The organism is Paenibacillus phyllosphaerae, assembly GCF_014192105.1.
GTDB classification, from domain to species: domain Bacteria; phylum Bacillota; class Bacilli; order Paenibacillales; family Paenibacillaceae; genus Paenibacillus_Z; species Paenibacillus_Z phyllosphaerae.
Genome location: NZ_JACHXK010000003.1, coordinates 460,706 through 478,343 on the forward strand (window position 1 = coordinate 460,706; position 17,638 = coordinate 478,343).

The 17,638-nt window shown below is 52.4% G+C and carries 13 protein-coding genes; 12 read left to right on the plus strand and 1 reads right to left on the minus strand.

Annotated elements, in window-relative coordinates; translation table 11 throughout:
* Positions 1–143: 143 nt before the first annotated feature.
* The 11 genes from recJ to FHS18_RS09820 all read left to right on the plus strand — a co-directional run bounded on the left by recJ (position 144) and on the right by FHS18_RS09820 (position 15,725).
* Positions 144–2,600, plus strand: coding sequence for a single-stranded-DNA-specific exonuclease RecJ (gene recJ / locus FHS18_RS09770; protein ID WP_183599470.1), 2,457 nt, complete (start codon positions 144–146; stop codon positions 2,598–2,600).
* A complete protein-coding gene (locus tag FHS18_RS09775; protein ID WP_183599472.1) occupies positions 2,597–3,109 on the plus strand; it encodes an adenine phosphoribosyltransferase in 513 nt (170 codons plus the stop codon). Before recJ ends, FHS18_RS09775 begins: the two co-directional genes overlap by 4 nt.
* A gap of 249 nt (positions 3,110–3,358) precedes the next feature.
* Entirely contained in the window at positions 3,359–5,542 is a 2,184-nt protein-coding gene (locus FHS18_RS09780) for a RelA/SpoT family protein (protein WP_183599474.1), read from the plus strand.
* Positions 5,543–5,564: 22 nt separating this feature from the next.
* The gene (gene dtd, locus FHS18_RS09785; RefSeq protein ID WP_183599476.1) at positions 5,565–6,008 is read left to right on the plus strand and encodes a D-aminoacyl-tRNA deacylase; all 444 of its coding nucleotides are present in this window, start codon (positions 5,565–5,567) and stop codon (positions 6,006–6,008) included.
* A gap of 83 nt (positions 6,009–6,091) precedes the next feature.
* Positions 6,092–6,262: a hypothetical protein gene (locus FHS18_RS09790; RefSeq protein WP_183599478.1), complete on the plus strand. Its 171-nt coding sequence runs from the start codon at positions 6,092–6,094 to the stop codon at positions 6,260–6,262.
* A 741-nt stretch (positions 6,263–7,003) separates the two neighbouring features.
* On the plus strand, positions 7,004–8,251 hold the full coding sequence (gene hisS / locus FHS18_RS09795) for a histidine--tRNA ligase (protein WP_183599480.1): 1,248 nt from the start codon (positions 7,004–7,006) through the stop codon (positions 8,249–8,251).
* A gap of 44 nt (positions 8,252–8,295) precedes the next feature.
* Positions 8,296–10,107: an aspartate--tRNA ligase gene (aspS, locus tag FHS18_RS09800; protein WP_183599482.1), complete on the plus strand. Its 1,812-nt coding sequence runs from the start codon at positions 8,296–8,298 to the stop codon at positions 10,105–10,107.
* Between the two features lie 185 nt (positions 10,108–10,292).
* A complete protein-coding gene (locus FHS18_RS09805; RefSeq protein WP_183599484.1) occupies positions 10,293–11,048 on the plus strand; it encodes a tRNA threonylcarbamoyladenosine dehydratase in 756 nt (251 codons plus the stop codon).
* Positions 11,049–11,351: 303 nt separating this feature from the next.
* Positions 11,352–12,695 carry an Nramp family divalent metal transporter gene (locus tag FHS18_RS09810; protein WP_183599486.1) on the plus strand — a complete coding sequence of 448 codons (1,344 nt, stop codon included), beginning with the start codon at positions 11,352–11,354 and terminating at the stop codon, positions 12,693–12,695.
* A 132-nt stretch (positions 12,696–12,827) separates the two neighbouring features.
* Positions 12,828–14,138: a replication-associated recombination protein A gene (locus tag FHS18_RS09815; protein WP_183599488.1), complete on the plus strand. Its 1,311-nt coding sequence runs from the start codon at positions 12,828–12,830 to the stop codon at positions 14,136–14,138.
* Between the two features lie 243 nt (positions 14,139–14,381).
* A complete protein-coding gene (locus FHS18_RS09820) occupies positions 14,382–15,725 on the plus strand; it encodes a hemolysin family protein (RefSeq protein WP_183599490.1) in 1,344 nt (447 codons plus the stop codon).
* 51 nt (positions 15,726–15,776) lie between these two features.
* Here the strand turns inward: FHS18_RS09820 and mnmA are convergent, their stop codons facing one another.
* Positions 15,777–16,886 carry a tRNA 2-thiouridine(34) synthase MnmA gene (mnmA, locus tag FHS18_RS09825; protein ID WP_183599492.1) on the minus strand — a complete coding sequence of 370 codons (1,110 nt, stop codon included), beginning with the start codon at positions 16,884–16,886 and terminating at the stop codon, positions 15,777–15,779.
* 278 nt (positions 16,887–17,164) lie between these two features.
* On the opposite strand from mnmA, the gene cymR reads away from it, so the two are divergent.
* A complete protein-coding gene (cymR, locus tag FHS18_RS09830; protein ID WP_183599494.1) occupies positions 17,165–17,584 on the plus strand; it encodes a cysteine metabolism transcriptional regulator CymR in 420 nt (139 codons plus the stop codon).
* Positions 17,585–17,638 lie beyond the last annotated feature (54 nt).

Here is a 17,638-nt window from a genome sequence, read left to right on the forward strand (position 1 = left end):
GCGGTTTGTTTTTTGAAATATGGGAATTTATAAGTTTCACGGTTATAAATCATCCTCTATTTCTATGGAATGAAACGCGCTGCGCCATTAAAGACGGCGAAAACCGTTTCACCTTGATTCCCGAAGGAAGGAAGCGTGAGCTTTTGATTCATGCGAAGACAAGATGGAACGTGACCCGGCTAGGTCACGAGAATGAAGAGCTGGCTGCCCAGCTAAGCAAGCAGCTTAAATTGCCTGCGCTCGTAGCCCGGCTGCTCGTTCAACGGGGGATACGTTCCGCTGAGGAAGCACATCTTTTCTTGAATGCGGGAGAAGACCGATTGCACGATCCCTATCTTCTCAAAGATATGGACAAGGCCGTCGCGCGGATTCGCAAGGCCGTCGAGCACGATGAGCGCGTCCGGATTTACGGCGATTATGACGCTGACGGCGTTTCTTCGACGACGCTTATGACCTATTTATTCCGCGAGCTTGGCCTTAAGTTCGATCATTATATTCCCCATCGAACCATTGAGGGCTACGGTCTTAATGATCGAGCGATCGATATGGCGCACGAGCTTGGCGTAACGCTTATTGTAACGGTAGATACGGGAATTAGCGCAGTCGAGCAAATCGCCTATGCCAATTCGCTAGGCATCGATGTAGTCGTGACCGACCACCATGAACCGCCCGCGATACTTCCTCAAGCGCTGGCTCTCGTTAATCCGAAGCAAGAAGACTGCCCGTATCCGTTCAAAGGTCTCGCAGGGGTAGGCGTTGCTTTCAAGCTGGCGACAGCCATGCTGGAACGTCCGCCTATCGAGTGGACGGATATCTATGCGCTTGGTACGATCGCGGATCTAATGCCGCTTACCGACGAGAATCGCATATTGGTCCGCTATGGGCTTGAGCAATTGAAACGCACCGAGAAACCCGGGTTCCGCGCACTTGCCGATGTGGCCGGGATTGATCTGACCCGTGTTACGTCCACCAATATTGCCTTCGGCATGGCCCCCCGGATTAATGCTGCCGGAAGGCTTGCCCATGCGAATCAATCGGTGGAGCTGCTCGTCGCCGATAACGACGATTCAGCCCTAGCGTCGGCTCACGCGTTGGATGCGCTCAACAAGGAACGCCAGCAGGTTGTGGAAGCGATCGTGGAAGAGGCTAAAGCGCAATGGGCGGACAAATGCCTGGCGGCCCAAGAAGCGGGCAAACCGGAGCCGTCGGTCATTGTGTTGGCAGGTGAAGGCTGGAACGCCGGTGTTGTCGGTATCGTCGCTTCGAAATTTATCGAATGGCACTATAAGCCGACGCTTATCCTGGGTATCGATGCTCAGACCGGTATGTGCAAAGGTTCGGCACGATCGATTGACGGCTATGACTTGCATGCCGCATTAACGGAATGCGATGCGCTGCTCGATCACTATGGCGGCCATCAAGCCGCTGCCGGCATGAGTCTGCATCGCGATCAGCTGGAAGCTTTCGAGACTCGACTGTGCGAGCTTGCCGATCAATGGTTGCAACCTGACGATTGGATTCCGAAAACGACGATTGATTTGGCATGTACGATCGAAGAAGCTACGATAGAGGTGCTGGAGCAATTAGCGCTGCTCGAGCCTTTCGGTATTGGCAATTCGCCCCCCAAGCTGCTGCTTCAGCAGACTGATATTGCGGACAAGCGGACGATGGGCAAAGAAAGCAAGCATCTGAAACTTACGCTCGGCGGCGGCAAGCGGCTTCTCGATGCGGTCGGCTTTGGGCTCGGCCATCTTGCTGAGCGGTTGACCGAAGGGGCGCAAGCACAGCTTGTCGGCGAATTGGCGATGAATGAGTGGAATGGACAACGGAAGGCGCAGTTCATGATCCATGATCTGAGCGTCGCTCAACTACGCTTGGTCGATTTGCGGGCGGAGCAGTCGCCGATGCAGGCATTCAGGCAGCTAATCGAGAGCAACAAAATCGATCCAGCCCAGGCGCTTATAGTTGCTGCGAGTTCGGCTTGGCGCGAGGCGGGTATTGAAGCAGCTGGTGATGCTGCTTCCCAACTGGTTATTGCGAGCTATGAAGATTGGCAGCAAGCTAACATCGAGGGCAAGCGAACGTTACTTTTGCTTGGCAAACCGTCGCTTAGGGAACTGGCCGGAATAATTCGTAGTTGCGTCCGGCTCGAATCTGTGTATGCTTTATATAGTCAGCCCAAATCGACAGGACGCCAAGGAAGAGCCGCGAGCGGCGGAACCGGTATGCCAGGACGAGAACATTTTGCACAACTGTATCAAACCTTGCGGCGTGTTGGACCGCTTCAGGATAGCGAACGCTCCCAGAGGCTGGCCGTAATGCTAGACTGGCCAGTCGAGACGGTCGAATTTATGGTGAACGTCTTTATTGAGCTGGAACTGGTTGAGATCCGTTCCGATATGCTCACACTACCCGTATCGCCGGCCAAGAGGGAACTGACAGAATCGCCTGCTTACCGCAAGCGAATGCATGCGGCCGAGGAGGAGAAGATTCTCTATGCTTCAGCCAAGGAGCTTGGCGCATGGCTGACAGAACAGACGCAAGCATCAAGAACCCAACATCACATGATTGAACAAGAAGAAGGAGTGGCAGTTTCATGAATTTCAAAGATTATATTCGCGTTATCCCGGACTACCCGCAACCAGGTATTCGCTTCAAGGATATTACGACGTTAACAAACAATGGCGAAGTGTACAAATCCGCGATCGAAGCGATTAAACAAGCCGTAGCCAACAAAGAAATCGATCTGGTAGCAGGACCGGAAGCGCGCGGATTTATCGTCGGCGCACCGCTTGCGGTATCGCTTGGCGTCGGCTTCGTGCCGATTCGCAAGAGCGGCAAGCTGCCGGGCGAAGTGATTGAAGCTAGCTACGACCTCGAATATGGCGCTGATAAGCTGGCTATGCACAAGGACGCGATCAAGCCAGGTCAGCGTGTGCTGATTGCCGATGATCTGCTCGCGACAGGCGGCACTATTGCAACGACGATTAACCTGATTCGCCAACTCGGCGGCGAAGTGGTCGGTGCGGCATTCCTGATCGAGCTTGGTTACCTTGACGGTCGCCAGAAGCTGGACGGCATCGATATTTTCTCCCTTATGACGTATTAATTAGAGACGCAAGCCCGCATGAGCTACGGAGTAATCCGGGCGCAGGCGGGTTTTCTTTTTTTATTTTGGATGCCAACAATCGGGGCGTTTCATCTTATGATGAAAAAGTGCATATTTCGTCGCTTTATGTGATGGAGTAACAGTTGACGCGATATGGTCTATGGGGGCATAATAGGGGAAATACGCACTGCCTCCGGTTTTTGCACGATAGGAAGAAGCGGCCAGGCAGGAATCCGAAAGGGACGTTTCATGGGCATAGAGCAATTACTTGAAAAGGCGTCAACCTATCTGAAGGAGCAGGACCTGGTACGCATTAAGGAAGCATACTCATTCGCTGAGGAAGCGCATCATGGTCAGGTTCGCAAATCGGGAGAGCCTTACATTCTACATCCCGTTGCCGTGGCTGAAGTGCTCGTCAACATGCAGATGGATGTGCTGTCGATTATTGCTGCACTGTTGCATGATGTTGTCGAAGATACGACAGTCCCTCTGGCTGAAGTCCGTACGCGCTTCGGCGAGACGGTTGCCATGATCGTAGACGGCTTGACGAAGCTGGAGAAGATCCAGTTCCGCTCTAAGGAAGAGCAGCAGAATGAGAATTATCGCAAAATGTTCCTCGCGATGGCGCAGGATATTCGGGTTATTCTAATTAAATTAGCCGACCGGCTTCATAATATGCGAACGCTTAAATATCAATCCGAGGAAGCGCAGCGTAGAATCGCTTACGAGACGCTCGAGATTTTCTGCCCGATCGCGCATCGGCTCGGTATCTCCGCCATCAAGTGGGAGATGGAGGATATTGCGCTGCGCTACTTGAACCCGCAGCAATATTATCGGATTGCGAATCTGATGAAGAAGAAGCGGGTGGAACGCGAGCAGTATATCACCGATGTCATTGACCGGATTACGGAGAAGCTCGACGAAATGGGAATTGAAGGCGATATTTCCGGACGTCCCAAGCACATCTACAGCATTTTCAAGAAGATGGTGGACAGGAATAAGCAGTTCAACGAAATATACGATCTGTTAGCCATTCGGATCATCGTCGATAACATCAAGGATTGTTACGCGACACTCGGTATTATTCATACGCTGTGGAAGCCGATGCCTGGACGGTTCAAAGACTATATCGCCATGCCGAAGGCGAATATGTACCAATCTCTGCATACGACCGTGATCGGTCCGACCGGAGAACCGACCGAGGTTCAAATTCGGACATGGGACATGCACAAGACAAGCGAGTTCGGTATCGCCGCGCACTGGGCCTACAAGGAAGGTGCCGTCGTACCAGGCGGCAGCTTCGAAGATAAGATGACGCTGTTCCGTGAAATCATCGAGTCTCAGCATGAAGCGAGCGACGCATCCGAGTTCGTCCAGTCCCTGAAGATGGACTTCTTCTCGGACCTTGTATTCGTATTTACGCCAAAAGGCGAAGTATTCGAGTTGCCTGCAGGATCGGTTCCGCTCGATTTTGCCTACCGGATTCATACCGAGGTCGGCAACCGTACGATTGGCTCCAAAGTAAACGGCCGGATCGTACCGCTAGACCATAAGCTGAAGACCGGGGATATCGTCGAAATTCTGACGTCGAAGCATTCCTACGGTCCGAGCCGCGATTGGATCAAGATCGCCCAGTCGTCCCATGCTCGCAGCAAGATCAAGCAGTGGTTCAAAAAAGAGAAGCGTGAAGAGAACGTGGCTAAAGGCCGAGATCTGCTGGAGCGCGAGCTCAAGCGTCTTGGGTTGGAGCCGTCCGCATTCTTGGCGGATGATAAGCTTCTTGAAGCTGCTAATAAATTCACGTTTAACGATATTGACGATATGCTCTCAGCCGTTGGATTCGGCGGCATTACCGCCGCGCAGATCGTAACGAAGCTTACGGAGAAGCTCCGCAAAGAAGCCGAGGAAGCTAACCAAATCGAGCTTACGAACGAGAAGAAGGAAGTGAAGACCGCTCCTTCCTTGCGCAAGACTCGTCCGACGCTCGGCGTTTCGGTCAAAGGCGTGGACAATCTGCTCGTTCGTTTCGCCCGCTGTTGTAATCCTGTGCCAGGCGATGACATCGTCGGCTATATTACGAGAGGGCGCGGCGTGTCCGTCCATCGCGTCGATTGCCAGAATATTGCGATGGAGACCGACGGCGAAGAGGCAGCCCGCGTTATTGAAGTGGAATGGGAGCAATCCGTCGAAGCGAATTACAGCGTCGATATCGAGATTACGGGCTACAACCGCAATGGCTTGTTGAATGAAGTGCTGCAGGTTGTGTCGGAGAGTAAGACGAACATATCGGCTGTATCCGGCCGTTCGGATAAGAACAAGCTGGCGATGATCCATATGACCATCCTCATACGCAATATTGAGCATCTTCAGTCTGTGGTCGAGAAAATCAAGCGCGTGAAAGACGTTTATTCCGTGCAGCGGATCATGCAATAGTAAAGCGAGGTTTAATCCAAGTATGAAAGTTGTCGTACAACGGAGCAAAGCGGCTTCGGTGACGGTAGATCATGAAGTGGTCGGCTCCATCCAGTCTGGTCTCGTATTGTTGGTCGGCATTACGCACGAAGATACGGAGGCCGACATCGCGAAGACTGCGGATAAAGTCGCTGGACTGCGTATATTCGAAGATGAGGACGGCAAGATGAACCATTCGGTTGTCGATGTCGGCGGCGAGATTTTGTCCGTCTCGCAATTCACGCTCTACGGCGATTGCCGGAAGGGGAAGCGCCCTAATTTCATGGCAGCGGCACGCCCAGAACAAGCAGAGCCACTCTATGAAAGTTTTAATGACGCACTGCGCAAGCTTGGGCTGACGGTGGCGACGGGGAAATTCGGAGCGATGATGGATGTAGCCTTGGTGAATGACGGTCCTGTTACGCTAATCATTGACAGCAAAGCTTAATTCATGCGAATTGTGGTTAGATTGAGGCATATAGGCAACACTAGAAACCGTACGATCGGACTACGGTGAAGGGGGCGCTATTCATGCATCAATCCCGCAAGGAGCAAGGCTTAGAGCGTTCATCTCGGCGGCTGCTGCAGCCGGATCGACGAGAAGCGATGATTTTCGCTGATCTGGAGGAAGATATCGAGGCAGCCGCAGAATGGGCTGTCGGCGGAATGATGTCGGCGAGGCGGGAGCCCAGTTCCCGCTAATGAGGAAGGCAGCTGAGCGATCGGCTGTCTTTTTTTGTTCGAACAAACCATTGCAATATAGCTCACAATGCTGGAATGGAATCCCCATTCCAAACCATTGTTCGAGTAAACGCTTCATTTCTTGTAATCCAACTGTAATTTGTTTTCAATGTTGCTTTAACATGATGGGCCTATAATAAACCTCGACCCCCTTTTTTGAATATACAATTACTTTGGACCTACAACCTGTTTGTAGGTTTTTTTCTGTCCATTTTTCGTTTGTCATCCATTGACGAATCGAGGATTGAAAAGGATGGGGATCGGATATAATTGTAACAATGACTAATCCTGTGGAGATGGCACGATTCTCACTTGACAGGAAACATCTGCCCCGATACAATAACTGTTATATTCTGTCGATCCATTGATGGGACCGCGTCGTTCAATCGTACCTACTCAGAGAGGGATTCCTTTGGCTGCAAGAATCCTTAGTGACCTGAACGAACAGACTTCCCGGAGGACAATCGGTGAACGGTTATGTGCGATACCTGCACATTCTCAATAGCCGATATGCGTAGTCGGGCGTTAACCGAATGAAGCGAACCGATGCTCTTACGCATATACGGTTCGGAATGTGGGTGGTACCACGGTAGCGGCGCAATTGCGAGCTCTCGTCCCTTTGTCTGTTGACGCAGACGGGGCGGGAGCTTTTTTGATGCCGCTCGTAAGTTAGTGCAAGCGATTATAGAAGGAGGGGTTACGATGGGCTTTCAGAAACCGCCGGGTACACAAGACTTTTTGCCTGGCCCGGTTGAACGATGGCAGTTCGTCGAGAGCAAGGCAAGAGATATTTGCCGCCGATTTAATTTTCGCGAGATCCGGACGCCGATCTTCGAATCGACGGAGCTGTTCCAACGAGGCGTAGGCGAGACGACCGATATTGTCGAGAAAGAGATGTACACCTTTACCGATCGCGGTGACCGGAGCATCACGCTGCGTCCGGAAGGTACGGCAGGCGCGGTTCGCGCTTACGTGGAGAACAAGTTGTATGGTGAACCGGATCTGACGAAGTTGTATTACATCGGTCCGATGTTCCGGTACGAGCGCCAGCAGGCTGGCCGTTACCGCCAATTCCATCAATTCGGCATCGAGGCCTTAGGCGCTGTCGATCCAGCATTGGATGCGGAAGTTATTGCGCTTGGCTATACGTTCTATTCCGAGGTGGGACTCAGAGGCGTAACCGTCGAGATCAACTCTGTCGGGACGCCGGCCGTTCGCAGCGCATTCCGCCAGCGGCTGCTGGAATTCCTGACACCGAAGCGGGAGCTGCTCTGTAAGGATTGCCAGTCTCGAATCGATCGCAACCCGCTGCGCGTGCTTGACTGCAAAGTGGATCAAGCGCATTTTGAAGGGGCGCCTTCGATTCTCGATAGCTTGGATGAGGAATGCCAAGCGCACTTCGAAGCGGTACAGCAACATCTGACCGCGATGCAAATTCCTTACCGGATTAATTCGCGCCTCGTTCGCGGCCTGGATTATTACACGCATACCGCGTTCGAGTACAAATGCGAGGGGATCGGCGCGATCGATACCATCGGCGGCGGCGGTCGTTATAACGGCCTTGTGTCCGAGATTGGCGGACCTGACCAACCTGGCGTAGGCTTGGGCCTAGGACTTGAGCGTACGGTATTGCTGCTCGAGAACCAGCAGGTTGATCTGCCGATCACTTCGGCAATCGACGTGTATATGGTTGCACTCGGCGAGGCGGCTGAGCGCGAAGTAACGAGGCTGCTGCATTCGCTGCGCCTTGCTGGCGTCAGCGCGGAGCGGGATTACCAGGGCCGCAAGATGAAGGCGCAGATGAAGTCTGCAGACCGTCTGCAGGCGCGGTTCACGGCGATTCTCGGCGACGATGAATTGGCGAAGGGCGAGATTGCCCTGAAGGACATGGCGACTGGTGAGCAGCAATTCGTGAAGCTGGACCAGCTGGCCGAAGCGATTTTGAAATAAATAATGGAGTTCCAATTCATTAATCATAGAGGAGTCGAAGGATCATGATGCTTAAGACACATGCTTGCGGAACGCTTACCAAAGCGGACGTTGGCCAAACGGTAACGTTGAATGGATGGGTGCAGCGTAGACGCGACCTAGGCGGGGTATTGTTCATCGACCTGCGCGACCGCACTGGTATCATTCAGATCGTATTCAACCCGGACTTCTCCGGTGACGCGCTTGCAATCGCTGACCGTGCCCGTAACGAGTATGTCCTTGCGGTAAAAGGTAAAGTCGTCGAGCGTGACGCAGCTACGGTCAATGACAACCTGGCGACAGGCGAGATCGAAGTTCGCGTGACCGAAATCGAAATTATGAATGCGGCCAAAACGCCTCCATTCCCAATCGAGGACGAAGTGGAAGTGGATGAATCGATCCGCTTGAAATACCGCTACCTTGACCTGCGCCGCCCAGAGATGCAAAAAACGTTGATGCTTCGCTCCAAAGCAGCGAAAGTATTCCGCGATTTCCTTGACGGCGAAGGCTTCATCGACGTAGAAACGCCAATTCTGACCAAGAGCACGCCGGAAGGCGCACGTGACTATTTGGTGCCAAGCCGCGTTCATCCAGGCGAGTTCTTCGCGCTCCCGCAATCGCCGCAAATCTTCAAGCAGCTTCTGATGGTCTCCGGCCTCGAGCGCTACTATCAAATTGCCCGTTGTTTCCGCGACGAGGACTTGCGTGCAGACCGTCAGCCTGAATTTACGCAGGTCGACATCGAGACGAGCTTCCTGTCGCAGGACCAATTGCTGGATCTGATGGAACAACTCGTCGTGCGTTTGTTCCGCGAGACGAACAACGTCGAGATCGCAAGACCGTTCCAACGCATCACGTATGCCGATGCTATGAATAAGTACGGTTCCGACAAACCGGACCTTCGTTTCGGCCTTGAGATGGAAGATATTACGGACATCGTCAAAGACAGCGAAGTAAAAGTATTCGCATCCGTAGCTGCTGGCGGCGGCGTCGTTAAAGCGCTGAACGCTAAAGGCTGTGCATCCTGGAGCCGCAAAGAGCTGGATGATCTCCAACCGTTCGCAGCGCGCTACGGCGGCAAAGGCTTGGCTTGGGTGACGGTGAAGGAAGGCGAATGGCGCGGTCCAATCGTTAAATTCTTCAAGCCGGAAGAAATTGCAGCATTAACGGAGAAGCTAGGCGTAGAAGAAGGCGACTTGCTGTTGTTCTCCGCGGACAAGAAGAAGGTTGTCGCAGACGTACTGGGTAACCTGCGCCTGAAGATCGGCAAAGACCTGGGCTTGATCAACGAATCGGAATTCAAGTTCGCTTGGGTTGTCGACTTCCCGCTGCTCGGCTGGGACGAAGAGGCCAAGCGCTACGTGGCTGAGCATCATCCGTTCACGCGTCCGAACGAAGAGGATCTGGCGCTGTTCGATACCGATCCGGGCCAAATCCGCGCGCAAGCATACGACCTTGTCCTTAACGGTTATGAAGTCGGCGGCGGCTCGATGCGGATCTATAAGCGCGACGTTCAGGAGCAAATGTTCAAGGCGCTTGGCTTCTCCATGGAAGAAGCGCATGAGAAGTTCGGCTTCCTGCTCGACGCGTTCGACTACGGTACGCCACCGCACGGCGGCATTGCGTTCGGTTTCGACCGTCTCGTCATGCTGATGACCGGCCGTACGAACCTGCGTGAGACGATCGCGTTCCCTAAGACGGCGAGCGCAACGGATCTGCTTACCGACGCACCTTCCGAAGTCGATCTGTCTCAGCTGCAACAGCTGCATATTCGCACGATGCCGAAGCCAGGCAAGCAGCCTGAGCCGGCAGGCGCGGCAAGCAGCGCGAACAACTAATTCAACACTTGGTGGCGGTATCCGGTCGCTTTATAGACCGGGCCGCTATCTTTGAAATTCAAGCGTTTATAAGGTTCCCGCTTATAAAGCTGCTTGCATTTCTCCGCAATGAAACGCGCCCACGTCATTAAGACGACGGTAGACGTTTCAACTTGCCTATTCGATTGGAGCAAAGGAGGCCATTTATGCTGCACCAATTTTCCCGGACAGAGCTTGCGATCGGTCCCGAAGGTCTAGAGCTGATGAAGAACAGCACCGTTGCCGTTCTGGGGATCGGCGGCGTCGGATCGATCGCTGCGGAAGCGTTGGCGCGTACCGGCGTAGGACGGATCATCCTGATCGATAAGGATGTCGTCGATATAACGAACGTGAACCGCCAGATCCATGCGCTCACGACGACCGTTGGACAACCTAAGGCAGATTTGATGCGGGATCGGATTAAGCTGATTAACCCGGAATGCGATGTCATCTCATTGCGGATGTTTTACACAGAGGAAACCTACGAGAAGCTGTTCGAGTATCCGCTCGATTATGTATTGGATGCTTCCGACACCATCTCTTACAAGATTCATCTGATCAAGCAGTGCTTGGAGCGGAAAATTCCGATTATCTCCAGCATGGGTGCCGCGAACAAAATGGATCCGACCAAGTTCCAGGTAGCCGACATCTCGAAGACATCGATGGACCCGATCGCGCGCGTCGTCCGCACGAAACTGCGGAAAGACGGGATTAAGAAAGGGGTTAAGGTCGTCTTCTCGACCGAGGAGCCGATGAAGCCGCGGGAAGATGTCACGCAGCGCATCGTGCCGGAGAATGCGCCGGAGATCCGCAAGGCGCAGCAGCCGCCGGCTAGCAACGCTTTCGTTCCGCCTGTTGCGGGATTGATCATGGTTAGCGTCGTGGTGAAAGATTTGCTCGTTAATGGCGGTCTAGATCGTTAACGATAATTTTATAATAGGAAGCCTTACCGCTGTTCAATTCAGAGGTAAGGCTTTTTTTATTTTTGCAGAGAACGGTTTCTTCTGAAAAGTTGCCTTTGACAAACATTGTTGGAGGTGTACAATGAAGGGGTGATGATGCAAACCAATCAACTAACCAGAATGCTGCATCCCTATCTATGGATGCAAACCAATCAACTAACCAGAATGCTGCATCCTCATCTTATGAATGCAAACCAATCAACTAACCAGAATGCTGCATCCTCATCTTATGGATGCAAACCAATCTGTTTGAGGTGAACACACATGACGGATCAAACATCAGAGGCTCCGCAGGACAAAGGCTGGCGCACGAAGAGCAGTCAACTCTCGCTTGCGGAAGTGCACGGTACGATGAAAGTTCCCAAGCATGGCTCGTGGCTGCGCAAATTTCTCGCGTTCGCCGGGCCGGGCTACTTGGTTGCAGTTGGCTATATGGACCCCGGCAACTGGGCGACGGATATCGCCGGCGGCTCCATGTTCGGGTATTCCTTGCTGTCGGTCATTCTGATCTCCAACCTAATGGCAATCCTCTTGCAAGCGTTGGCCGGCAAGCTCGGGATCGTGACCGGCCGCGATTTGGCTCAGGCATGCAAGGATCATTACAGCAAGCCGGTATCTTTCGTTCTATGGGCGCTAGCAGAACTTGCTATTGCAGCTTGCGATCTGGCGGAAGTCATTGGTGCGGCTATTGCGCTTCATCTGCTATTCGGCATCCCGCTCATCTATGGCGTCATGATTACGGTGTTGGATGTGCTGCTCATCCTGCTGCTGCAAAACAAAGGTTTTCGGTATATTGAAGCGCTTGTCATCACGTTGATTGCAACGATTGCCGGCTGTTTTCTCATGGAGATCATTTTGGCCAAACCGGATCTCGGCGGCATTGCCAAAGGTTTCGTGCCAACCGCGGACATCGTGACCAATCCGGAGATGCTGTATATCGCTATAGGTATACTCGGTGCCACGGTAATGCCCCATAACCTGTATTTGCACTCTTCAATCGTTCAAACTAGGCAAATTGAACAGACCGAGCTTGGGAAGCGGCAAGCGATCAAATACGCCACATGGGATTCGACGATCGCGCTATTCTTCGCTTTGTTCATCAATGCCGCGATTCTGATCATTGCGGCGGCAACGTTCCACGCGCAGGGCTATACAGAGATCGCCGACATTGAAGAAGCGTACCATATGCTTGCCCCGCTGCTGGGAACGACGGCTGCGAGCATCCTGTTCGGCGTGGCGCTCCTGGCTTCGGGTCAAAATGCGACGTTAACGGGCACGATCGCCGGTCAGATAGTGATGGAAGGTTTCCTGAACATTCGCATTCCTTCTTGGATTCGCAGGCTTGTGACTCGCCTTATTGCGGTTATCCCGGCTGTTATCGTAACGGCTTTATACGGTGAGCAAGGGACGATGGATCTGCTCATTCTAAGCCAAGTGATCTTGTCCCTGCAGCTGTCCTTTGCCGTCTTCCCGCTCGTTAAGTTCACGAGCGACAAAACGAAAATGGGCCAGTTCGTCAATCCGCTCTGGATTAAGCTATTGGCATGGACCATCGCGGTAGTCATCGCTGTATTAAATATCGTCTTGTTGATTCAGACGTTCACCTAAATACCCTATGAAGCTTCTCTCTGCAACGAGGGAAGCTTTTTGGCGTCGGCACATCTTTCCTCTTAGTCGCGAACATGTGTACGAATGTGCTATCATGAATAAACAACTGCTTACGAAGGTGTGTTGAATCTCATGGACTTATTCTCTTATCAGGACGAAACGGAAGCGCCGCGTGCGAAACTGCTGGCCGACCGGATGAGGCCGGAGACGATCGATGAATATATCGGCCAAGCGCATATTCTCGGGCCGGGCAAGCTGCTGCGGAGGGCGATCGAGGCGGACCAGGTATCCTCGATCATTCTGTACGGTCCTCCGGGCTGCGGGAAGACGACGCTGGCGCATATCATCTCCAAGCGGACGAAGGCGGATTTCGTCAAGCTGAACGCGGTGGATGCGTCGGTGAAGGACGTTCGCGACGTTATAGAATCGGCCAAGACGAACAAGGCGATGTATGGCCGCAAGACCATCCTGTTCCTCGATGAGGTGCATCGCTTCAATGCCTCGCGTCAGGATGCGCTGCTCCCCGCCGTTGAGCAGGGGATCATTATTTTTATAGGTGCAACTACGGAGAATCCTTTCCATTTCGTGAACGGCGCCTTATTGTCCAGATCGACATTGTTCCAGCTTGAAGCATTAACGCGCGATGACGCCATAGAGGCCATGCGCCGGGCAATCTCGGATTCGAGCCGCGGTCTAGGCTTTATGAAGTTGGAGGTGGAAGAGGCGGCGCTCGCGCATATAGCGTCGATGGCGGGAGGAGATATCCGTCGGGCGCTCAATGCCATCGAACTCGCGGCGGTGACGACGCCAAGCGAATTGGACGGCTCGGTGCGTATCACGCTTGCCGTGGCTGAGGAATCCATTCGTAAGCCGACCATTCGAGCGGATGAATCGACCCAGTACGATGTCCTCTCGGCGTTCCACAAAAGCGTGCGAGGCTCAAGCGACGCAGCGCTGTTCTGGTTCTTGTACGCCGTCGAACGGCTCGGAATGGACCCGATGACGTTCCTAAGAAGGCTTATCGTTGCGTGCAGCGAAGATATCGGGCTTGCGAACCCGCAGGCGATGGTGCAGGCGGTCACAGCGATGGATGCGTATCATAAGATCGGCTGGCCGGAAGCCAAATACAACATTGCGCAGGCCATCCTTTTCGCGGTGGAAAGCCCCAAGTCTAACGCTACGGCTCTCGCGATCGGTTCGGTCATGAATGCGATCGAAGCGACAGGCACGGCGGAGGTTCCGCTGCATTTAAGGGATGCCCATTATAGCGGGGCGCAGAAGCTCGGTCATGTCGGCTATCAATATCCGCATGACTTTCCCGGGCATTATGTGAAGCAGCAATATTTGCCGGACCGATTGGACGGCAAAACATTCTATACCGCTTCCCAACAGGGAACCGAGGATAAAATCAGGCACAATCAGCTCAAACGTGGCGGAAAGTAGCGGTATCACTTCAAAAACGTAAGCATACCTTAGGAAACAGCGCATAATGGCCGACCTTTACCGAATAAACATACAATATAACCTGAAAACGGGGATACCGGTGGTTTCCTGATGTTTGACGCGGAGGTGCTGATTCGACTAATCTTATACTATATAAGTATCGTTTATATTTTTTGATCCAGAAGGAGGTGTACCTGTCACCGACAGTCGCTTTCGAAGCGTCACTCGGTTGGCAGGGAATCGTTGAGTGACCCGTTACCCATATTGTTGAATGGTATTTTGATTTTAGTGCTTGTGTTTTTGAACGGCTTTTTTGTCGCCGCAGAGTTTGCGATGGTGAAGGTGAGGAGCAGTCGAATTGATTCGCTTGTGTCGGGCGGTAACCGGCGCGCACGGTTTGCATCTAATCTAACTAACCACTTGGACGCTTATCTGTCCGCCTGTCAGTTGGGAATAACGCTTGCTTCGCTTGGTCTTGGCTGGATTGGTGAACCTGCGATTGCGGATGCGATTGAACCGTTGCTATTAAAGCTGAATTTTAACGAAACACTCATTCATACTGTCGCATTCATTATTGCCTTCTCCATAATTACGCTGCTTCATATCGTCTTAGGGGAATTGGCGCCAAAAACGGTAGCGATCCGGAAATCGGAAGAGGTTACCTTGTGGACCGCTATGCCGCTCATCGTATTTCACAAAATCATGTATCCGTTCATCTGGGTATTAAATGGTACGGCCAATGCGATATTGAAACTGGTAGGCATCGAGCCGGCCAGCGAGCATGACTCCGCGCACACGGAGGAAGAAATCCGTATTCTGATGAAGGAAAGCCACAAATCCGGATTGATCGACAACACAGAATTAACCTTAATGGACAATATTTTCGATTTCGCCGAGACGAATGCGCGCGAAATTATGATTCCGCGTACCGAAATGACCTGTTTATTTACGAATTTGCCGTTCGAAGAGAATCGGGAGATTGCCCTCAAAGAGATGCATACCCGTTATCCAGTGGCGGATGGGGATAAGGACAACATTATCGGCTTTATTCATATTAAAGACCTGCTCAAGGTTCCCACGCAGAGCATCACGGATATTCGAGTCATTATGCGACCGATGACGACGGTCCCTGAGTCGATGCAGATTAGTACGCTGCTCAAGCTCATGCAGAAGAAGAAGACGCAAATCGCGATTCTCATCGACGAATATGGCGGAACTTCGGGGCTAGTTACATTAGAAGATATCATGGAAGAGATCGTGGGCGAGATTCAGGATGAATTCGACGAAGAGCGTCCCAATATCGAACGCCGTGATGAAGATACGTATTCCATTAACGGACTTATGCTGATTGAAGAAGTGAACAGTTACTTCGGACTCGAGATCGAGACGGATGACTACGATACGATCGGCGGTTGGCTGTACTCGCAGATCGAGATTCCGCCATCCCGCGACCAGCGGGTACCGATTCCAGGCGGTCAAGAATTCATTATTGAAGAAACAGACCATCTCCGGATCTCCCGGGTGCTGTTGCGCAAAAGGGGAAACGTGGATGAGTCCGGAACCGAGCTGCAAGCGGAGACGGGCTAAAAGAAAGGCAAAACAAAAGACCGAATCGGATATCCGATTCGGTCTTTTGTTTTATTCGCCTACATGCACCTGATCGATCGTGCCCCCGCCCAAGCAGACGTCGCCGTCATAGAACACGACTGCCTGTCCGTGCGTGATGGCTTTCTGCGGCGTATCAAATACAACGTCGGCCGTAGTTCCGTCTGCATGGAACGTAATCGTCACGCCCTGGTCTTGCTGACGATAACGGAATTTGGCTTTGCAGTGGAGCGGGCCTTCCGGTTTCGCAGGCGAGATCCAGTTGACATCGGTAGCCGTCAGGCTGTGCGAATACAGGCTAGGATGCTTGTCGCCTTGTACAACATAGAGAATATTCTCCTTCAGGTCCTTCGAGACGACGAACCACGGTTCGCCTGTGCCTGATCCGCCGATGCCGAGGCCTTGCCGTTGGCCAAGCGTATAGTACATAAGACCGTCGTGGCGGCCCTTGGTCTGTCCGGTCGCGATATCGATCATCGGGCCAGGTTGAGCCGGCAGATAGTTGCTGAGGAATTCCTTGAAATTGCGTTCGCCGATGAAACAGACGCCTGTGCTGTCCTTCTTCTTGGCTGTCGCAAGTCCGGCTTCTTCCGCAAGTCTCCGTACTTCCGGTTTCGGCAGATGACCGATCGGGAACATCGCTTTGCCGAGTTGCTCCTGATTCAGTGCATTCAGGAAGTACGTTTGGTCCTTGTTGCCGTCTACGCCCTTAAGCAGCTTCGTCGTACCGTCTGCTTGGCGTTCGACACGAGCATAATGGCCGGTTGCCAAATAGTCCGCGCCAAGGTCGAGCGCTTTTCTCAGGAAGTCGCCGAATTTGATCTCCCGGTTGCACATGACATCGGGGTTCGGCGTGCGGCCGCGGCGGTATTCATCCAAGAAGTAAGCGAATACCTTGTCCTGATATGCTTGTTCGAAGTTGACCGTATAGTAGGGGATGCCGATCTGCTCGCAGACGCGGCGGACATCTTCCGCATCTTCTTCGGCCGTACAGTGGCCGAATTCATCCGTGTCATCCCAGTTTTTCATGAAAATGCCGATCACGTCATAGCCTTGCTGCTTGAGCAGCAGCGCAGTGACCGAGGAATCAACGCCGCCGGACATGCCGACAACGATCCGAGTTGAGCTGTTATCTTGATTCATGGAGAAACTACACCACCTTATATGATGAAACGGCTCCGTTAGCTCTAGAAGCAGCGAATAAAGCTGCAAATGAGGGCAAGGTGCCGCAAGTTTCTCTATTGTAGCATACATGAGACCTATTTTCATGATTATGTCATGCTTTTTTAACCAAAAGGCTTCAGAGTATGTTAACATATATATGTTATGGGAATACCATGGTTTATATGGGTACGCGAAGACAGACTTGGATGGTTGGTCCTATGGATTTCACTCACAAGTCGAAAGATGAGGTGTCATAGTTGAAGATATCGACTAAAGGCCGTTACGGACTGACCATTATGATGGAGCTTTCCGGCAAGTTTGGCGAAGGTCCTACTTCGCTCAAGAGCATCGCCGAACGTAACGGATTATCGGAGCACTATCTGGAGCAATTGATTGCACCGCTGCGTAATGCGGGCTTGGTTAAGAGTATCCGGGGAGCATACGGCGGGTATATTTTATCGCGTGACCCGGAAACAATTACAGCAGGCGATGTCATTCGCATTTTGGAAGGACCGATTTCGCCGGTTGATTTTACGGAAGAAGATGATCCTGCCAAGCGTAATTTGTGGCTGCGGATTCGGGACAGCATCGCTGAAGTGCTGGATTCCACAACGCTGGCTGACCTTGTCACGTACAAGGAAGAAGGCCAGCAAGATTCATACATGTTTTATATCTAGTATACTAGCCGATGGTCCGTTAGCCTCAAGCTGAGGACCTTTGTAAGGACGGAT